This window comes from Bacillus sp. SD075, from assembly GCF_017355165.1.
Lineage (GTDB): Bacteria > Bacillota > Bacilli > Bacillales > DSM-1321 > Peribacillus.
Genome location: NZ_JADILK010000071.1, coordinates 1 through 14712 on the forward strand (window position 1 = coordinate 1; position 14712 = coordinate 14712).

Below are 14712 nucleotides of genomic sequence, written 5' to 3' on the forward strand. Positions count from 1 at the left end.
GTGGAGCCGTTACGGTGATGTGAATTATGTGGACCATGTCATGCAATATTACAAGGTTGGAAATGGAAGCGTGGTTGTCATGGGGGACGGTTCGCAATCTTTTGATGTAGAGGAAGTTCATAACATCATGAAACAGTACCTCGGCAGACCCTATGTATGGGGAGGCAGGACACCAGCAGCAGGAGGGTTTGACTGCAGTGGGCTGTTGGAATATGCGTTTGCACAGGTCGGCGTGGATATGTACGGGACAGCTCAATCGCAGTACAACAAAACAAAGCCGGTTTCAGAGGAACATATAAAGCCGGGTGACTTCGTTTTTTTCTCCACCTATAAGCCAGGGGCTTCGCACGTTGGCATGTATGTGGGGAATGGTCAATTTATCAATGCCAATAGCAGTGGTGGAACGTCTTATTCGTCCGTTGAAGAATGGAAAAACTTATATCCCTTCCTAGGTTTTAGACGGATCTAGAAATGGAGGTGCAGGGCATGGAGCCAACCCAAAAGAAAAATTTCTTGCTTTTAATGATAGTATTCATCATTGCTGCTTTGATTATTATGTACGTTTTCAGTTTGCGTTCACAGCTACAGGAAGTCAGAGCCAACCAGGGGAACTATGAAGAGCAGATTCAGTCCCTATCCTCCATCCAAAACACGGATGCTTTAAAGGTGAACCGCCAGTTTCTGGAGAGTTTTTTTACCTATCAAACTACTGCCGAACGGTATAAAAAAGTTGAACCATTCATGACCGATCAAGGATTCAAAGCGACCCATCCTTCCGGAACAGAACTTCCAGATTCGGAAGAATCGGTGAAGTCGTCCATGGTGGGCCTGAAGCCATTTGAATATCAGACCTCTAAAACGGAAGCTGAATTTTTTAATGAATTTAAACTTACTACGGAATTTAACAATGTGGCTGTAACCGACACGGTTATCGTTAAAACTTCGCTCATTTTTGTGAAAGAGCAAGGATGGAAGGTTGATGATGTTGAGTTCATTGGTCAATTAACTGGACATTAAAAAAAGTTTGTTTGAGTTTTCCTATTACATTTACACCTACATTTCATATTATTAGAGACTTGGTAATTGAATTAGTATGTGTGTGTATATGAACCATTATTATGTAAGTTTTAGCAAACATCCGCCTCGTTTCTACATAAATATGGTATAATTACCGTATGTAACTGGCCGGGTGGGAGGTTGCCCTAACCCTATCTCTTATATCTAAGAGTGAAGGGAGGTGACCGCAATGGATATTCTAAAAGACGTACTAGTGGAAGTGGCTAAAACAGTTGCCAATTCGACAGTTGTTTATTTATTTAGCTTGCTTCCTGCTAAAAAAGTCAAAAAGAAAACCACCCGTTCTCTGTCCAAAAAGCACGGGCGGCCTTCTAATAAGCGCAAAATTTAGGAGCAACCGACCCACTTTGGATTGGTTACTAAGGCGAGATGTTAGCGCATCTCGTCTTTTTTATATATTCCACATTATAACATAAATATACGAAAAACATAAAAAAGAAACTTAACTTTCAATAGTTCTTCTTTTATTTTTCTCCGGCTATATGATCCTTTTCCTTTCTTATATAAAACCACACGAGTAATTTCTTTACCTATCATTACTTCCCTCCCTCACCCGAAAAGGCAGCCATCCCCGGCTGTCTTTTTCTAATTCTATTGAAATCAGGTAGAATAAAGAAAAAGAAAACCATCGATGCCCCAAGTATTCTAAGAAAGTAGCAGCATGTATTGGAGAAGGGCTTTTATTTGTACTTTTTAACCAAATCGAGGATAGCAATTTCAATAAGATCGGATTTATTGAATTTCTGTTGGTCTGCGAAGCTATCCAGCAAAGCACCAACCTCCTCATTTATGACAATCGTCTTCCGTACCTTTTTGCCTTTTTCTAAAGTCACTACCCTTTGATACAAGTCATCGTCATGACTATCTTGCTGGTCGTTAAGAACATATCCTCTTATTAAATCTCTAAGAATCGCTCTTTCTTCTGGTGTGAATTCCGTGTGAATCGAACTTTTATCTTGAGTTCGTGCGCTATTCACATCGAGGGGAATAGGATGTGAATCCTTTTTCAAGTCGTGTGAACTTTGATTCACATTGAATGCATGTATAGGTGTAGTCTGTTTCACCTTAGGGTGACTATTATTTGATTTGATGAACTCAAACACTGATGTATAAAGGGGTTCTTCCCCTTCACCTATATAGTACCAGCCCTTTTGACCAGAGTTTCGATACTCGTATCCAGCATTGTGTAAAGCTTCTTTTAACTTCTTCTCACCAATATGAACTTTCTCTTTTGAGATCTTGGCTATGGTATTTCCGGTTATCAATAGGTCGTCCAATATTTCCTTGATTTTCATGATTCACATTCCCTTCACACTGATATCACTCTTAATTCACCTATTCTACATTCTGGTGTGAATTCCCTTCGATATTTCGAACGGAATTACCAATACCCTCACACCATAAATCCCTGTTCAGTTCTAGCCGATATCTTTCAAATGTTCTAGATCTAAAATTAGTTTCTTTAATGTGATCTCGATTCCTTTAAAAAAAGAAAATGAATCCCCCCCCCCCGGCAATAGACTGCATAGCTAACCTTCTGGAGAAACTACTAAGATGAACAACCATGTAACACGAAATCGTAGAATAAGAGTCCAATTGTTTTCTATTAATCCTCGGAAATGTAAGCGCTTTCTGTTATAATCAAAATGGGTTGGATAGCATGTGTGGCTGTCATAGTATCTGGCGTAGGCGGGGCCGATACCGGAAGAGGACTTAGAGAAAATATCCTTTTTTAGCTGAATAAAACCATACATAAACCATAAAAGTGAAAGACGATAAACCTCTTGGATCCCAAGTGGTTTATTTTGGTGTAACTGCGAACAAAATGGCTAAGTTTCGTCGGTAAAGTAAAATTAAAGAGAAGGTTTCCTTCTCTTTTTTAAATAACAATTAATAAAATAGGGGGACATGAAAGGGACATTGATGGTTTTGTTAGGGGACACAAAGGGGACATCACCTCTAAAAAAGGGGACGTAAAGGGGACATTGATGGATTTTTCATGTCCCCACAAAAACACTAGGCTTTGCCTAGGACCACAACGTAGTTGGGGACAGTTTTTCCTTATGCTCTTTTCTTCTTCTCTTCTTTTCAAAATTTCTTTGCCTTGCCCTTTTTAAAGAAAAGTTCAAGGATCAGATAGATAATTTTCAAAAATAAAGTTAGATGGATTTCTATAAAAAGATGAAAAAGGAGGGGAAATATGAATAAAGAAAAAGCTGATTTTCTTGAAGTTAATGAGCTCTTAAATCGGGTCGAAAAACAGCACGAAGAGCTTCGTAAACTAAACTGGTGAAGGCGAACCTTATCAACACTTAACTAAACAAAACACGTAACTGTTTATACCGATGATAAAAATGCTTTGAAGTTCTGGGAAGAGTGAAAAAAAGAGAAGAGAACTACTTGAAGAAAATAAAGAAGTTGAATTAGTGAAAAATGCTAAATTGTTTCAATACGTTGTTTGCCTTACGAAAACGTTTGGCTATTGGTTTTACAAAGCCACGAAGGATATTGTCATGTTGCAGGATCTTCGATTCGAAGCCTTTTTAATACCTATAAAAAATCGTATTACAACCAAGAAAAGTCGATTTTTAAGTAAATCGACTTTTCTTATTTATCCTTATTCTACTTTTGAAACATCAAAACTATATGAGTTAGTAAATTGGTTATGAATTACTAATTCATATTCAAGATTATGTTCTTCTGCTTTTTCTACTAATAAATTTATCTCAGAAGAATTAAAATGACTTTGAACAACCGTTAATGTTAAAGTCAAAACAATAATTAATAACATTATTAAAAGTATTAATTGTCCTCCTGATATAGATATTTTAGAAAACATTGTGATGTTTCCTCCTTATAATTTTGAAATAAGTTTAAATCCCTTTATTCTTACATTATACTATTTAGGGGTTAAATGGAATAGATTCATTTATTTGGTTGAAGGGCGTTCTAATCATTTAGACTTTCTTTTCAACTTTTTTTGTTTAAAACAAAATATAAAAGAACTAGGAGCATTTTTAATGAAAAATCAAAAAAAAACTTTTTTAATTGTATCTGCCTCTTTTTTAGGCTTATTTTTATTATCTATTCTATTTTATGATTTTTTAGTTAAAGACAGTATCGTTTATTCAAATGTTAAAATAGCAATTCTGGATAGTGGAATCACTGAAGATGAGTTAATTCATAAAAAATATAATACTTTTACGAATACTGAAGAAACAAACGATTTATTTAATCATGGAACAAAGATTTATAATATTATACGCAACGTAGCTCCTGAAAATCAAAAAGTCCAATATTATGATATTCAAGTACTAAATAACAAAGGCTTAGGTTCAATTGAAAATGTTTGCAACGGGATAGATAAAGCAATTGAGTTTAACGTTGATATTATATCTATGAGTTTAGGTTTTAATAATGATAGTGAAATTTTACATAATTGTGTTAACAGAGCTGTAGATGAAAATATAATTGTTGTTGCTGCTAGTGGAGACACTCTATCCACTGATACCGATTATCCTGCTAAATATGAAGAAATACTTTCAATTGCTGCAGCAGACAGCGATAATAATTTATTTTCTTTTTCTTCAACTGGAAAAATAGACTTCATTGCACCAGGTGTTGATATTAAGACTTTAGATAACAAAGGAAATGAAGTTAAAGAAAGTGGTTCTTCAATAGCAGCTGCTTACTTTGTAGGAGAATTAATGAGTCACTTTACGGAAGGTGAATTAAAGAAAAATGATTTAAAATTTGAAATTATTGAAAATAATGGTAGAAATTTTAAGAGATTAATATACAATGAATAAGGTCAGACAATAAAAAATCTCGAAAGAGAAAGGGAGAAAGCAATGAAAAATCTCAAATTCATTACAGGTCTATTAGTTTTTGCACTTATTTTTAGTAGTTTATTAACTCCAGTTACAAACGCTCAAGAATCAGGAAGCAAAAACGAAGCTATTGCAAATTCTACATACTATTCAGTCAAAAATCATGAAATTGTATTAAATGAAAAAGAGGCTTTATCTGCAAATTCAAACATAGAAAAGAAAGAAATTAAAGAAGTAAAGAAATTTTTAAAATCACTAACTGATGAAGACATTGATCAGATTCTTGTAGCGAACGGTTATTCTTTAGAAGAAGTGAAAATTGATTCAGATTTAGCTCACGCAAATATTGTTTGGTTTGTACCAGTAATTATTATTGCCCTTTTAGCAACAGGTGCATTAATTTTTACAGCTCTTTACTTCAATCATAAAGAAAAACAGAATTTAATTAATAAGTGTTATGCTAATAAAGGATATCCGGTAGTTGATAGCCGTGATAGTTCAGGAGTAAATGGAACAACCAACAGTGGTGCAGCTAAATCAGCAAATGGATACAAATTCGAATGTAAAAAAAGATAAAGATCAAAATAAGACCTTACTTCTTTTTAAAGGGGCAAGGTCTTATTTTGATTCATAAGATCTGTACTGTTGTTTGTGTACCTTTTGTTTTGTACATCTTTTGAAAATTATCTATCTGATCCTTGAACTTTTCTTGAAAAAGGGCAAGGCAAAGAAATTCTGAAAAGAAGAGAATAAGGAAAAACTGATATCTCCCTAGGTGATATCCTAGGCAAAGCCTAGTGTTTTTTATGATATCGTTTAAAAATAGATAATGTCCCCGTTATGGCCCCTAGTGAACGGATGTTTTTCTCTTAAAGTAACGTTCTTAATGCATCGAAATAAATAAAATTACTTGAAGAAAATAAAGAAGATGGACTAGTGAAAAACGCTAAAATGTTTTAATACGTTGTTCGTTTCTTCTTCCGTAATGCCGATATAACGAAGGGTAACGGATGGATGAGAATGGTGCAGGATCTGTTGCAGCATGGCAATATCCTTGGTCGCTTTGTAAAACCAATAACCAAAAGTTTTTCTTAAAGTATGGTTGCCGACATGTTCCACCCCAGCGAACTCTGCGGCCTTATTTAGCTGCCGGTAGGCCTGGGTAGGGGTAATGGGGCGTTCTCCCTTCCTAGACGGGAATAAATAGGGACTCGAGACGCTTTGGGCGTACGCAAGGACCTCTTCGAAGCAATTCGCGATATACATGTCGCGGATTTTTTGCGTTTTGCCTTCCTTGACCCGGAGAATCTTGTGTTGTTTGCTTTTAAGGTCCAGGATCTGCTTCGTGGTGAGCTTAAGTAGGTCCCCGACACGTAGGCCTGTCTCGCAGCCTACAACAAACAGGATGTAATCACGTTCCGAACAATGGCGCTTCAGCGCCCATTTCATATCTTCTAACTGCTGCTGATCCCGGATCGGCTGCACATCTTTTGGTTGTGTCATCATCATCGACCTTCCCTTATTCAACCCTTATGTACCAATGATTTGAATGTACGATTTTTTCTCTTTTATTAGTATAAAGAGAAAAAACGAAAAAAGTCAATAAAATCAGTGATTCAAATGTACGATAATTTATATTATCATACATTCAAACGAAAGGCTGTTAACTCTTGAAAAAGATCATAATTAAAGAATTTAATATAATCAATGAATCAAAAAAGACCTTCCGTATATACGGAGGCCTTAGTAAATAAAGTTCTAACTATCTTTCACAAAGACGTTCAACTATTTTATGTGATTTTAATTCATCGCCAGCTAATTCAATAATTGTTATAACATATCGAAAATGTGACGAAGTTTCTAAAACTTTATAATATTCATCAAAATTAGAAATATATTCATTTGCGTAATCTAACAACTTTGTTCCAAGATCTTCGAGTGCCTCATCCATACTAGATCCTTTTCCAAAAATGTTATCCATCACTTCGTGCCTTAATTCATATTGATTGTTACTAAACTCTTCTTTTGTATAGTACAAATAGGTACCGGTTTCACCCAATTCAGATGCTTCCGATACCTTTGTTATCTTCGAAGACCATGAAGTAAGTTGACCAGTATTATCAGCTTCTTCTTCTTTTCTGTATAGACTAAGCCTTTGTTTAGCATTTTTATAAACTGTTGTATCATCTTTTTTATAAGCTACAGTAAGAATCACTACAATACGTAATACTTCCACAAATTCATTAGTTATTGTGTAAATGATTCGAACTCCTGGTCCTCTAAGTTTTTTTTCTTTAGATCCTGTTAAATCAATCTGGCGTTTCTTCCCCAAGATCTTTCCAACTTTATCTGCACGCTGTTCTAAACTCTCAAGTGCTTTATCGACTTCTTCGATAATTGAATTATCTAATTTATTATACTCACGATGAGCATCCGGATCCATTTTTATAATAAAGTTATTTTTCATCAATCTTTATTAGCAGTACGCCGGATAGAACGCCAGTCTATTAACTCATCTGGGTTTTTTTCAGATCTTTCCATTCGGTAGTCTGTTATTTGCTGTTCTAATTCTTCCATACGCTTTTCCATTTCTTTAAACATAAGAAATGTTTGGTATAACTCTTCGTATTTATCATAACTCAATAAAACAGTTTCGACATTCCCATTGTCTGTAATAAAGTAAGGGGTATCTTTTGCCTTTTTCCTAATTTCACTGAATTTTCTTACTAAATCAGAGGCTTTTATTATTTGATCAATAGTAAATGCTGGTTTATCCATTATAACCGCCACCTTTTTTCACTCCTTCCATATATTATGACAACAATTATTAGAATTATACATCAAATATTACATAAAATCTAATGTAATGTTTGATGTATAATTCTAATTTTGGCATCGACCCTCACATTACACCAAACAACTCATGCTGTTTCAGCAGAATATTTAGAAAGGATGATGGCAGAAAATAAATTACTATAGGTCAAAAAAAGAGCCCACAAAAATGGGCTCTTTCCTGTTATTGATTTGTTTTTAATTCAATGTAATTACATATAAACACTTTCATATAGTTTTATAACCTTTTGTATATGTGGGAAAACCCGGTATTCCTCAACATATTTAATAGCATGAATTTGCCCTTTCAAAACTAAAATTAGTTTTCTTGCATCATCCTCATATTCTTCTTTTCTCAATGGTTCAAGTGGGAATTGCTTTAAAGCAAGAAAACTTTTGTACATGTCTCGCTGAAATATTCGCCCATCCTAACAACTGATGAACTAAAAATTCGCAGAGAATAATTCCCATTCAAGTCTCGTATCTTAATTATATTACATTTTTAGTAATTTTAACCATAGTAATTTTTAAAAAATAAAAAACTTTATACACCAATTAAATATCTTCCAACAGTCCATTCATCTGACTGCGGTGGATTTTTTTCTTGTATGAATGATACATTGATGTCCAAATACCTTATCAATTGTATGTCCACTTTTCTGTAAATGTTCACCAATCTTTTGTCTATCTTTTTTCAATCCTCTATAATGTTTTCCGGAATTCTCAAATATTTTTTCGGGTACACCATCTTTCCATTCATAAACGATATAATCTCCCGACTCCCGACTCATTTTTCCAATAGAAAAATAAGAGCTTTCCATTCTATTACCTCCAGTATTATTTTTTAGTTTATTTATAGTTTCTTAACCGTGAAATTGGAAAGGTTTCACTATTTGTTTAGGGACCGTTTTTATAAAAAGAACTTCTAACTTGTAGGCATTCATTTTTACTTATGAAAACATGGATTTTTCATTTATACTTAGATTCATGGCAGGATTTAACCAGGCTCATGAGTAATTAATAAATATATAGCTCTTAGAGATAGTTAAAATCATTTGTAAATTTACTTATCCAACCTATTTATCCAACTTACCCATGTTTAGATCTATATTAGAAAGGTGGTAGGAAACTTGAATAAAAGTGAAAATCCAGGTGATGAAAAGCAATCTGAAAACTTGGATAAAGGTTTTACCGTAAAAGAGGTAGCAAGCTTTATAGATGAAACCCCAAACGTCATTAGAAACTGGTTTAAGGAACTACGCCAATATATTCCTCATGAAAAGAGCAACAAAGGTAACGGCTATAACATTTATAAGCGTGAAGGAATAGAACGCTTCAAAGAAATACAAGCCCTTCACCGTGAACAAAATTGGTCCATGAAGCAAATTGAACATTATTTTGCTACTGGTGGAGAATCATTCAAGCCGGAACCTGAAAAAAAAGCCGGGGAATTGATCGCGGAAGAATTAAAAGCCATGCGTGAAGAAATGGCGGCACTTAGGGAAGAAAATAAACAAATGAAAGAACAGCTGGATAACCAGGAAACTTTTAATAAAGAGTTTGTTATTCCAGGTATCCAGCAAATAAAAGGGGAAGTATCTAGCATTAGGGGAAGTATAGAACGCGATAAAGAACTGGATGAATCCAATAGGGCAGCAAAGGAAGCTAAACAATTAATAGCAGCTGCCAACGAAAACCCGGATAAACAAAAAAAGGGCTTTTTTGCTCGACTTTTCGGAAAGTGAATAAAGAAACTCAGGGAAGCCACCAACTGCAATCCCCACAGAGGTACTAATATAAGCTTCGGGAGTGGAAAACACAGATGGAAAAGGTATTTTGAAAATCTACCATCATTTTGATGTAGATTTTCTCTTTAAAGGTTTTCTATAACGTAAAAAAAGGTAATTCAGCTGAATTACCTTTTTTTAATGCTAGAACTTCCGGTAAGGGGCTTTTTGTAAACTAGACTCACGACAAAAGACTTTATCCTATTCACGACATCACTATCAGAATTTTTAACCTATATTCAGTTTTTTACAATATCAACGATATTGTATGTTACAATATTTCAATATTTCTAATATTTGTTATTAAGGAGGGTTTTGATGTTTAAAAAATTAAGCTTAATATTTTTGTTGTTATCCATCTTAATAATCAGTGGGTGCGTGAAAAATAGTGAAGGTAAAGAAAAACAGGAGGTAGGTACTACAAATAATTATGAGGGTGCTTCATTAAAAATTGGTGTAGTAGGTAATGAGGAGAAGTTACCTGAATTTTCAAATATTTCTTATCAAAACAGAGAATTAGATGACTTAGTAAATAATCAGGAAGAAAATTTTGATGCTTTAATTATAACTAATGAAGCTTTCTCAGAAGCTGATAAAGATCAGTTTGTTGAATATTTCAATAAGGTAAAATATCCTGTATTTTTTTATGAAGCTAAAGGAATAAGTGATGATGCATTTTTAGAAAAAGGAGTTACTTTAGAAAGTTCTAAAATTAATAGCTCTGCCTATATTAGAGGTTATGTAAATAAAGAAAAAGAAAGAGTTAAATGGGTGTTGCATTTACCAGATAATAAAAATAAATCTGATAAAGAAAACATATTTATACAATTATTCGAAATAATCGAGGAAATCAATAGATGAATTGGATAATATTTTAAAAATTACTATATATTCCCGTAAAATTGTTATATCATTATATTGTTTGATAAACTAAGGGGGATATACATATGAAAAAATTTTCTGCATTTTTGTTAGCTTTTACTTTATTACTTAGTATTTTTGCTGCAACTCCATCTTCTTCTTCAGCCTCAGGAAATGAGCAAATGGGAGTTATTGATTTGAAAACAATTGATAAACTTGAAAAAGAAGGAAAAGCTACTATTAGAGAATTGTCTTATGAAGAAACATTAGAAAGAATTGCTTCTAATGAAAAAATTTCTATAGCCCAAGCTAAAAAAGTTAATTCCACTATGAATAACACTCAATCAAGATCATTAGCAGCAGCTGCTTCTACGACTTTACATGAAATTAAAATTCGTCAAAGTGTAAAATCCACTTATAAACCAGCAGTTCAACTTTTCGTATGGATGTCTGGAAGTGGATCCTTCTGGCAATTTGATAAAATGTATGATTATGATATTGATCGTAAACATATTACTGGTAGCACGTCAAAACAATTTGCTGGAAAATTAAAAGCAGAAATTCAATCCAAATCTAAAATATTTTATTATATCAATGGAGATTTTTATAATAATGGGACAACTACAATAAGTGGTACAGTAACAGCTGGAGGGAAAATTTGGTCTGGTAGTGCTTCAGCTTCTACTACTAGTAGTCACTATGCATACTGGAATAATAGTGGCTATACATATACTAATTAATTAAATAAGCTAAAAAATAAGGTTTCTTTGACTTTATTTTTTAGCTTAAATCGTCTATTTGGATCATCTAGCATCATAAATGATGCTAGATGATCTTTTTTATGTCTCAATTCCGGACGAAGAAGGCACCTTTTGCTTTTGAGTTAATGTACTGACTCATAAACTATCAAATTTACTTGTTTTTTGGTAGCAATTGTTGGATAATTAACCATAACAAAAAACGGACGAAAAAAAGAACTCCAACGTGTCTAAGTGGTGGTGGTACACCCTTAAACCGTTCCCCCTAATAGCCCTAGGGAAAACACTTGTCGAAGTTCTTTGTTACTAATAAAGTTATATCACCTATTTTAGTGTATATTGCTTTCAGTTTCAAGGAAAAAATATTGTTTCTTTCTATTTAGACACAATAAAAAAGACGCTGTTTCCCTTAATCTTTATCGGGATCAGTGTCTTTTTTATTGTCCTCTAAGGAGGAAATAGCATGTTGTCAGGAAGAATTGAAAATTTTAAAGACTACAGCAAGTTTAGCAGCATAAAGGAATTTAACAACACGATTGAAATGTTCCTAGCCGAACATAAAAAAGATTTCACTAAAGGAGAACTCGTCGCGTTCAAACGCCTGGTCCGATTCTCCGCAAAATATGCAGGTGTAGCCAACGCCAAGATCGGAACGCTAGTAAAAGCCATCAATGAAAAATTGAATGGGTTTGGGGTAAGCAGATCCACTTTTGAACGGATGCTAAGAAAAGCAAGAGATTTAGGTATCGTATCCATCGTAAATACGAAGAAACCTAAAGGTGGCAAAGGGCATAATGTCTATATTTTCAACACAATTGATGTATTAAAAAAGAGAAAATTGACGTATTGCGAGAATCAAGAGAAGCCTTGCTGCAGTAAGGCTGAATCCTCCAACTTTGAAAGGGAAACTAGTAATCTTTTAGAAACTAGCAAGAAAAAGAACTTAAATATACGTAAGGATGTTAATTTAGATTCTACTTTTACGGCTTCTTATGTTCCTAAAGAATTTGTCCAGGCTGTTAAGCCTTTCTTTGATCATGCAGCCATGATTGAAGATTTTTGGAAAAGTGTTTTCCTTGATACAAAAGCCATTTCACACATAGTTGAACAAGAAACCATTACATATACGGCTATAAACGCCTTTAAACAATCCATTAGAGGCTATAAACGAGGAAAAGTAAAAACCAATCTGGTTCGTTATTTCACAGGTACTTTTAAGAGGCTCATGGATCGGACATATTCGGAGCTTCCTTTAGACGTTTTTTCAACCAGTAATTAATAATCTCAATAATAAGCCACCAGTACATATTTTTTGCGTGTTTTACATGCCTTGTTGTACGCTTTTATAAAGGTAGAACAATTTAAACGGCCTTTACAGGTGTTTTAATTTTTTTCGAGTATTAAAAAACTAATAAAAGATAAAAACGGCAAAATGGGCCTTTTAAAGGGTTTTAAGAACCTTATATATCAATATTGGCGCCTTGTAGATTATAGAAGGTGTCTATACTTTGTCCAACACTATTTGGAGTAGTTTCTCGTTTTTCTGTTATGGAAGATAAGGTGGAGATACTGACATGCCCCAAGTGTTCTAAGAAAGTAGTAGCATGTATTGTAGAAGGGCGCTTATTTGTACTTTTTAACCAAATCGAGGATAGCGATTTCAATAAGATTGGATTTATTGAATTTCTGTTGGTCTGCGAAGCTATCCAGCAAAGCCCCAACTTCCTCATTTATGACAATCGTCTTCCGTACCTTTTTGCCTTTTTCTAAAGTCACTACCCTTTGATACAAGTCATCGCCATGACTATCTTGCTGGTCGTTAAGAACATATCCTCTTATTAAATCTCTAAGAATCGCTCTTTCTTCTGGTGTGAATTCCGTGTGAATCGAACTTTTATCTTGAGTTCGTGCGCTATTCACGTTGAGGGGAATAGGATGTGAACCCTTTTTCGTGTCGTGTGAACTTTGATTCACGTTGAATGCACGTATAGGTGTAATCTGTTTCACCTTAGGGTGACTATTATTTGATTTGATGAACTCAAACACTGATGTATAAAGAGGTTCTTCCCCTTCACCTATATAGTACCAGCCCTTTTGCCCAGAGTTTCGATACTCGTATCCAGCATTGTGTAAAGCTTCTTTTAACTTCTTCTCACCAATACGAACTTTCTCTTTTGCGATCTTGGCTATGGTATTTCCTGTTATCAATAGGTCGTCCAATATTTCCTTAATTTTCATGATTCACATTCCCTTCACACTGATATCACTCTTAATTCACCTATTCTACATTCTGGTGTGAATTCCCTCCGATATTTCGAACAGAATTACTTAATACCCTCACACCATAAATCCCTGTTCAGTTTTAGCTAATGTCTTTCAAATGTTCTAGATCTAAAATTAGTTTCTTTAATATGATTTCGATTCCTTTAAAAAAGGAAAATGAATTCCCCCGTCCATGGACTGCCTAGCTAACCTTATAAGGTGTTTTTTATTAAAAGTAAGGTCGTAGTGTAAAAGTGCTTATTCGACTTCTTAGGCCACTTAAAATACCTGTGTGATTTTCTAGCTTATGGCTAGAATCTGTTTCTTTTTCATAGATAACAGGGGCGGCTATCTCTAAATCAAGCTGTTGATTTATGTTTAAAATCTTTCAATGTATGCTAGTTTTTTGTATTGTCTAATTGGGAGGTGACTTATGGAGAAAGAAGAAAGTTCCCTTTACGTTAAATTAACGTTAGGATTATTGGCTGGGGTTTATTTTGAAATAAATAAGAACATTGAAAAAGGAATCTTGTCTGATACTATGTATCATGAAATTAGATTAATGGAACAAACAACATTAAGAAGGGGATCTCCTTGAATACCTACAGGATAACGGATTACGTATTTGAAGCAGAGAAACTAAGAGGGACAACCATGCAACACTAAATCGAAACATAAGAAGTCCAATGATCATAAGGGATTCGAAATTTGTTTTCTAGTAATCATTGGAAATGTAAGCGCTTTCTGTTATAATGAAAATGGGTTGGATGGCATGTGTGGCTGTCATAGTATCTGGCGTAGGTGGGGCCGATACCGGGAGAGGACTTAGAGAACATATCCTTTTTTAGCTGTATAAAATAATACATAAACAATAAAAGTGAAAAACGATAGACCCTTTGGCTCCCAAAGGGTCTATTTTGGTGTAACTGCGAACAATATCGCAAAGTTTCGTCGGAAATACCAATAAAAAAGAAAAATTAAAGAGAAGGTTGGTATTATCCCCTTCAGGTAGACAGAGAAAAAAGAGAACATGGTAAAATGTTCTTAACTGTCAATCTGGAGGGGATTTTTGTATGGCAAAGAAGGGGCAAACGTTTCAAGCGTATACAGAAGAATTAAAGAGAGAAGTGGTTCGTCTGAAAGTGGAGGAAGGTTGGTCATATCGCCAGATTCGTGAGCGTTTTGGTATTAAAAGTGATGCACAGATAGCCAGTTGGGTGAAGAAAGTGCAGAATAATGAGTCTTTTGAAGATCAACGTGGTGTATGGAACCGTAAGAATTTTTCTAGTGTCGAAGAGGAAAATA

Annotated in this window: 18 protein-coding genes; 11 read left to right on the plus strand and 7 right to left on the minus strand. The window is 34.3% G+C overall.

The window, feature by feature from the left end:
* From IOC57_RS24280 to IOC57_RS24290, 3 genes are all read left to right on the plus strand, one after another.
* The coding region (locus IOC57_RS24280) for a C40 family peptidase (RefSeq protein ID WP_207441099.1) at window positions 1-469 on the plus strand (469 nt) is incomplete at its 5' end.
* Between the two features lie 17 nt (window positions 470-486).
* Entirely contained in the window at window positions 487-1017 is a 531-nt protein-coding gene (locus IOC57_RS24285; RefSeq protein WP_207441100.1) for a hypothetical protein, read from the plus strand.
* 229 nt (window positions 1018-1246) lie between these two features.
* Window positions 1247-1408: a hypothetical protein gene (locus tag IOC57_RS24290; RefSeq protein ID WP_207441101.1), complete on the plus strand. Its 162-nt coding sequence runs from the start codon at window positions 1247-1249 to the stop codon at window positions 1406-1408.
* Window positions 1409-1757: 349 nt separating this feature from the next.
* Here IOC57_RS24290 and IOC57_RS24295 read toward each other — a convergent pair whose 3' ends face one another.
* The gene (locus IOC57_RS24295) at window positions 1758-2372 is read right to left on the minus strand and encodes a hypothetical protein (RefSeq protein WP_207441102.1); all 615 of its coding nucleotides are present in this window, start codon (window positions 2370-2372) and stop codon (window positions 1758-1760) included.
* Window positions 2373-3694: 1322 nt separating this feature from the next.
* On the minus strand, window positions 3695-3916 hold the full coding sequence (locus IOC57_RS24300; protein ID WP_207441103.1) for a hypothetical protein: 222 nt from the start codon (window positions 3914-3916) through the stop codon (window positions 3695-3697).
* 181 nt (window positions 3917-4097) lie between these two features.
* Here IOC57_RS24300 and IOC57_RS24305 point away from each other — a divergent pair, with 181 nt between their 5' ends.
* Complete coding sequence (locus IOC57_RS24305) at window positions 4098-4886, plus strand: S8 family serine peptidase (RefSeq protein ID WP_207441104.1); 789 nt, start codon at window positions 4098-4100, stop codon at window positions 4884-4886.
* Window positions 4887-4928: 42 nt separating this feature from the next.
* Window positions 4929-5483, plus strand: a complete 555-nt coding sequence (locus tag IOC57_RS24310; protein WP_207441105.1) for a hypothetical protein — start codon at window positions 4929-4931, stop codon at window positions 5481-5483.
* A gap of 357 nt (window positions 5484-5840) precedes the next feature.
* Here the strand turns inward: IOC57_RS24310 and IOC57_RS24315 are convergent, their stop codons facing one another.
* The 4 genes from IOC57_RS24315 to IOC57_RS24330 all read right to left on the minus strand — a co-directional run bounded on the left by IOC57_RS24315 (window position 5841) and on the right by IOC57_RS24330 (window position 8560).
* Window positions 5841-6410 (minus strand): tyrosine-type recombinase/integrase, encoded by a 570-nt coding sequence (locus IOC57_RS24315; RefSeq protein WP_207441115.1) that lies wholly within the window; start codon window positions 6408-6410, stop codon window positions 5841-5843.
* 259 nt (window positions 6411-6669) lie between these two features.
* Entirely contained in the window at window positions 6670-7374 is a 705-nt protein-coding gene (locus IOC57_RS24320; protein WP_207441106.1) for a hypothetical protein, read from the minus strand.
* Window positions 7374-7685, minus strand: coding sequence for a type II toxin-antitoxin system prevent-host-death family antitoxin (locus IOC57_RS24325; RefSeq protein WP_207441107.1), 312 nt, complete (start codon window positions 7683-7685; stop codon window positions 7374-7376). Before IOC57_RS24325 ends, IOC57_RS24320 begins: the two co-directional genes overlap by 1 nt.
* A 632-nt stretch (window positions 7686-8317) precedes the next feature.
* Window positions 8318-8560: a hypothetical protein gene (locus IOC57_RS24330; RefSeq protein ID WP_207441108.1), complete on the minus strand. Its 243-nt coding sequence runs from the start codon at window positions 8558-8560 to the stop codon at window positions 8318-8320.
* 309 nt (window positions 8561-8869) lie between these two features.
* Between IOC57_RS24330 and IOC57_RS24335 the strand changes: the two genes are divergently transcribed.
* The 4 genes from IOC57_RS24335 (at window position 8870) to IOC57_RS24350 (ending at window position 12424) form a co-directional block, all read left to right on the plus strand.
* The gene (locus IOC57_RS24335) at window positions 8870-9484 is read left to right on the plus strand and encodes a MerR family transcriptional regulator (protein WP_286185164.1); all 615 of its coding nucleotides are present in this window, start codon (window positions 8870-8872) and stop codon (window positions 9482-9484) included.
* Window positions 9485-9844: 360 nt separating this feature from the next.
* On the plus strand, window positions 9845-10387 hold the full coding sequence (locus IOC57_RS24340; protein WP_207441109.1) for a hypothetical protein: 543 nt from the start codon (window positions 9845-9847) through the stop codon (window positions 10385-10387).
* Window positions 10388-10473: 86 nt separating this feature from the next.
* Window positions 10474-11127, plus strand: a complete 654-nt coding sequence (locus IOC57_RS24345) for a hypothetical protein (protein ID WP_207441110.1) — start codon at window positions 10474-10476, stop codon at window positions 11125-11127.
* 481 nt (window positions 11128-11608) lie between these two features.
* Window positions 11609-12424, plus strand: coding sequence for a hypothetical protein (locus IOC57_RS24350; RefSeq protein WP_207441111.1), 816 nt, complete (start codon window positions 11609-11611; stop codon window positions 12422-12424).
* Window positions 12425-12768: 344 nt separating this feature from the next.
* Here the strand turns inward: IOC57_RS24350 and IOC57_RS24355 are convergent, their stop codons facing one another.
* The gene (locus IOC57_RS24355) at window positions 12769-13383 is read right to left on the minus strand and encodes a hypothetical protein (RefSeq protein ID WP_207441112.1); all 615 of its coding nucleotides are present in this window, start codon (window positions 13381-13383) and stop codon (window positions 12769-12771) included.
* Window positions 13384-13840: 457 nt separating this feature from the next.
* Between IOC57_RS24355 and IOC57_RS24360 the strand changes: the two genes are divergently transcribed.
* Window positions 13841-14005 carry a hypothetical protein gene (locus IOC57_RS24360; protein WP_207441113.1) on the plus strand — a complete coding sequence of 55 codons (165 nt, stop codon included), beginning with the start codon at window positions 13841-13843 and terminating at the stop codon, window positions 14003-14005.
* Window positions 14006-14480: 475 nt separating this feature from the next.
* A partial coding sequence (locus IOC57_RS24365; protein WP_207441114.1) for a helix-turn-helix domain-containing protein occupies window positions 14481-14712 on the plus strand: 232 nt, incomplete at its 3' end.

Excerpts from the sequence above, each read along its gene's own strand:
- IOC57_RS24285 (WP_207441100.1), top strand. The coding sequence starts at position 487 with ATGGAGCCAACCCAAAAGAAAAATTTCTTGCTTTTAATGATAGTATTC.
- IOC57_RS24290 (WP_207441101.1), top strand. The coding sequence starts at position 1,247 with ATGGATATTCTAAAAGACGTACTAGTGGAAGTGGCTAAAACAGTTGCC.
- IOC57_RS24295 (WP_207441102.1), bottom strand. The coding sequence starts at position 2,372 with ATGAAAATCAAGGAAATATTGGACGACCTATTGATAACCGGAAATACC.
- IOC57_RS24300 (WP_207441103.1), bottom strand. The coding sequence starts at position 3,916 with ATGTTTTCTAAAATATCTATATCAGGAGGACAATTAATACTTTTAATA.
- IOC57_RS24305 (WP_207441104.1), top strand. The coding sequence starts at position 4,098 with ATGAAAAATCAAAAAAAAACTTTTTTAATTGTATCTGCCTCTTTTTTA.
- IOC57_RS24310 (WP_207441105.1), top strand. The coding sequence starts at position 4,929 with ATGAAAAATCTCAAATTCATTACAGGTCTATTAGTTTTTGCACTTATT.
- IOC57_RS24315 (WP_207441115.1), bottom strand. The coding sequence starts at position 6,410 with ATGACACAACCAAAAGATGTGCAGCCGATCCGGGATCAGCAGCAGTTA.
- IOC57_RS24320 (WP_207441106.1), bottom strand. The coding sequence starts at position 7,374 with ATGAAAAATAACTTTATTATAAAAATGGATCCGGATGCTCATCGTGAG.
- IOC57_RS24325 (WP_207441107.1), bottom strand. The coding sequence starts at position 7,685 with ATGGATAAACCAGCATTTACTATTGATCAAATAATAAAAGCCTCTGAT.
- IOC57_RS24330 (WP_207441108.1), bottom strand. The coding sequence starts at position 8,560 with ATGGAAAGCTCTTATTTTTCTATTGGAAAAATGAGTCGGGAGTCGGGA.
- IOC57_RS24340 (WP_207441109.1), top strand. The coding sequence starts at position 9,845 with ATGTTTAAAAAATTAAGCTTAATATTTTTGTTGTTATCCATCTTAATA.
- IOC57_RS24345 (WP_207441110.1), top strand. The coding sequence starts at position 10,474 with ATGAAAAAATTTTCTGCATTTTTGTTAGCTTTTACTTTATTACTTAGT.
- IOC57_RS24350 (WP_207441111.1), top strand. The coding sequence starts at position 11,609 with ATGTTGTCAGGAAGAATTGAAAATTTTAAAGACTACAGCAAGTTTAGC.
- IOC57_RS24355 (WP_207441112.1), bottom strand. The coding sequence starts at position 13,383 with ATGAAAATTAAGGAAATATTGGACGACCTATTGATAACAGGAAATACC.
- IOC57_RS24360 (WP_207441113.1), top strand. The coding sequence starts at position 13,841 with ATGGAGAAAGAAGAAAGTTCCCTTTACGTTAAATTAACGTTAGGATTA.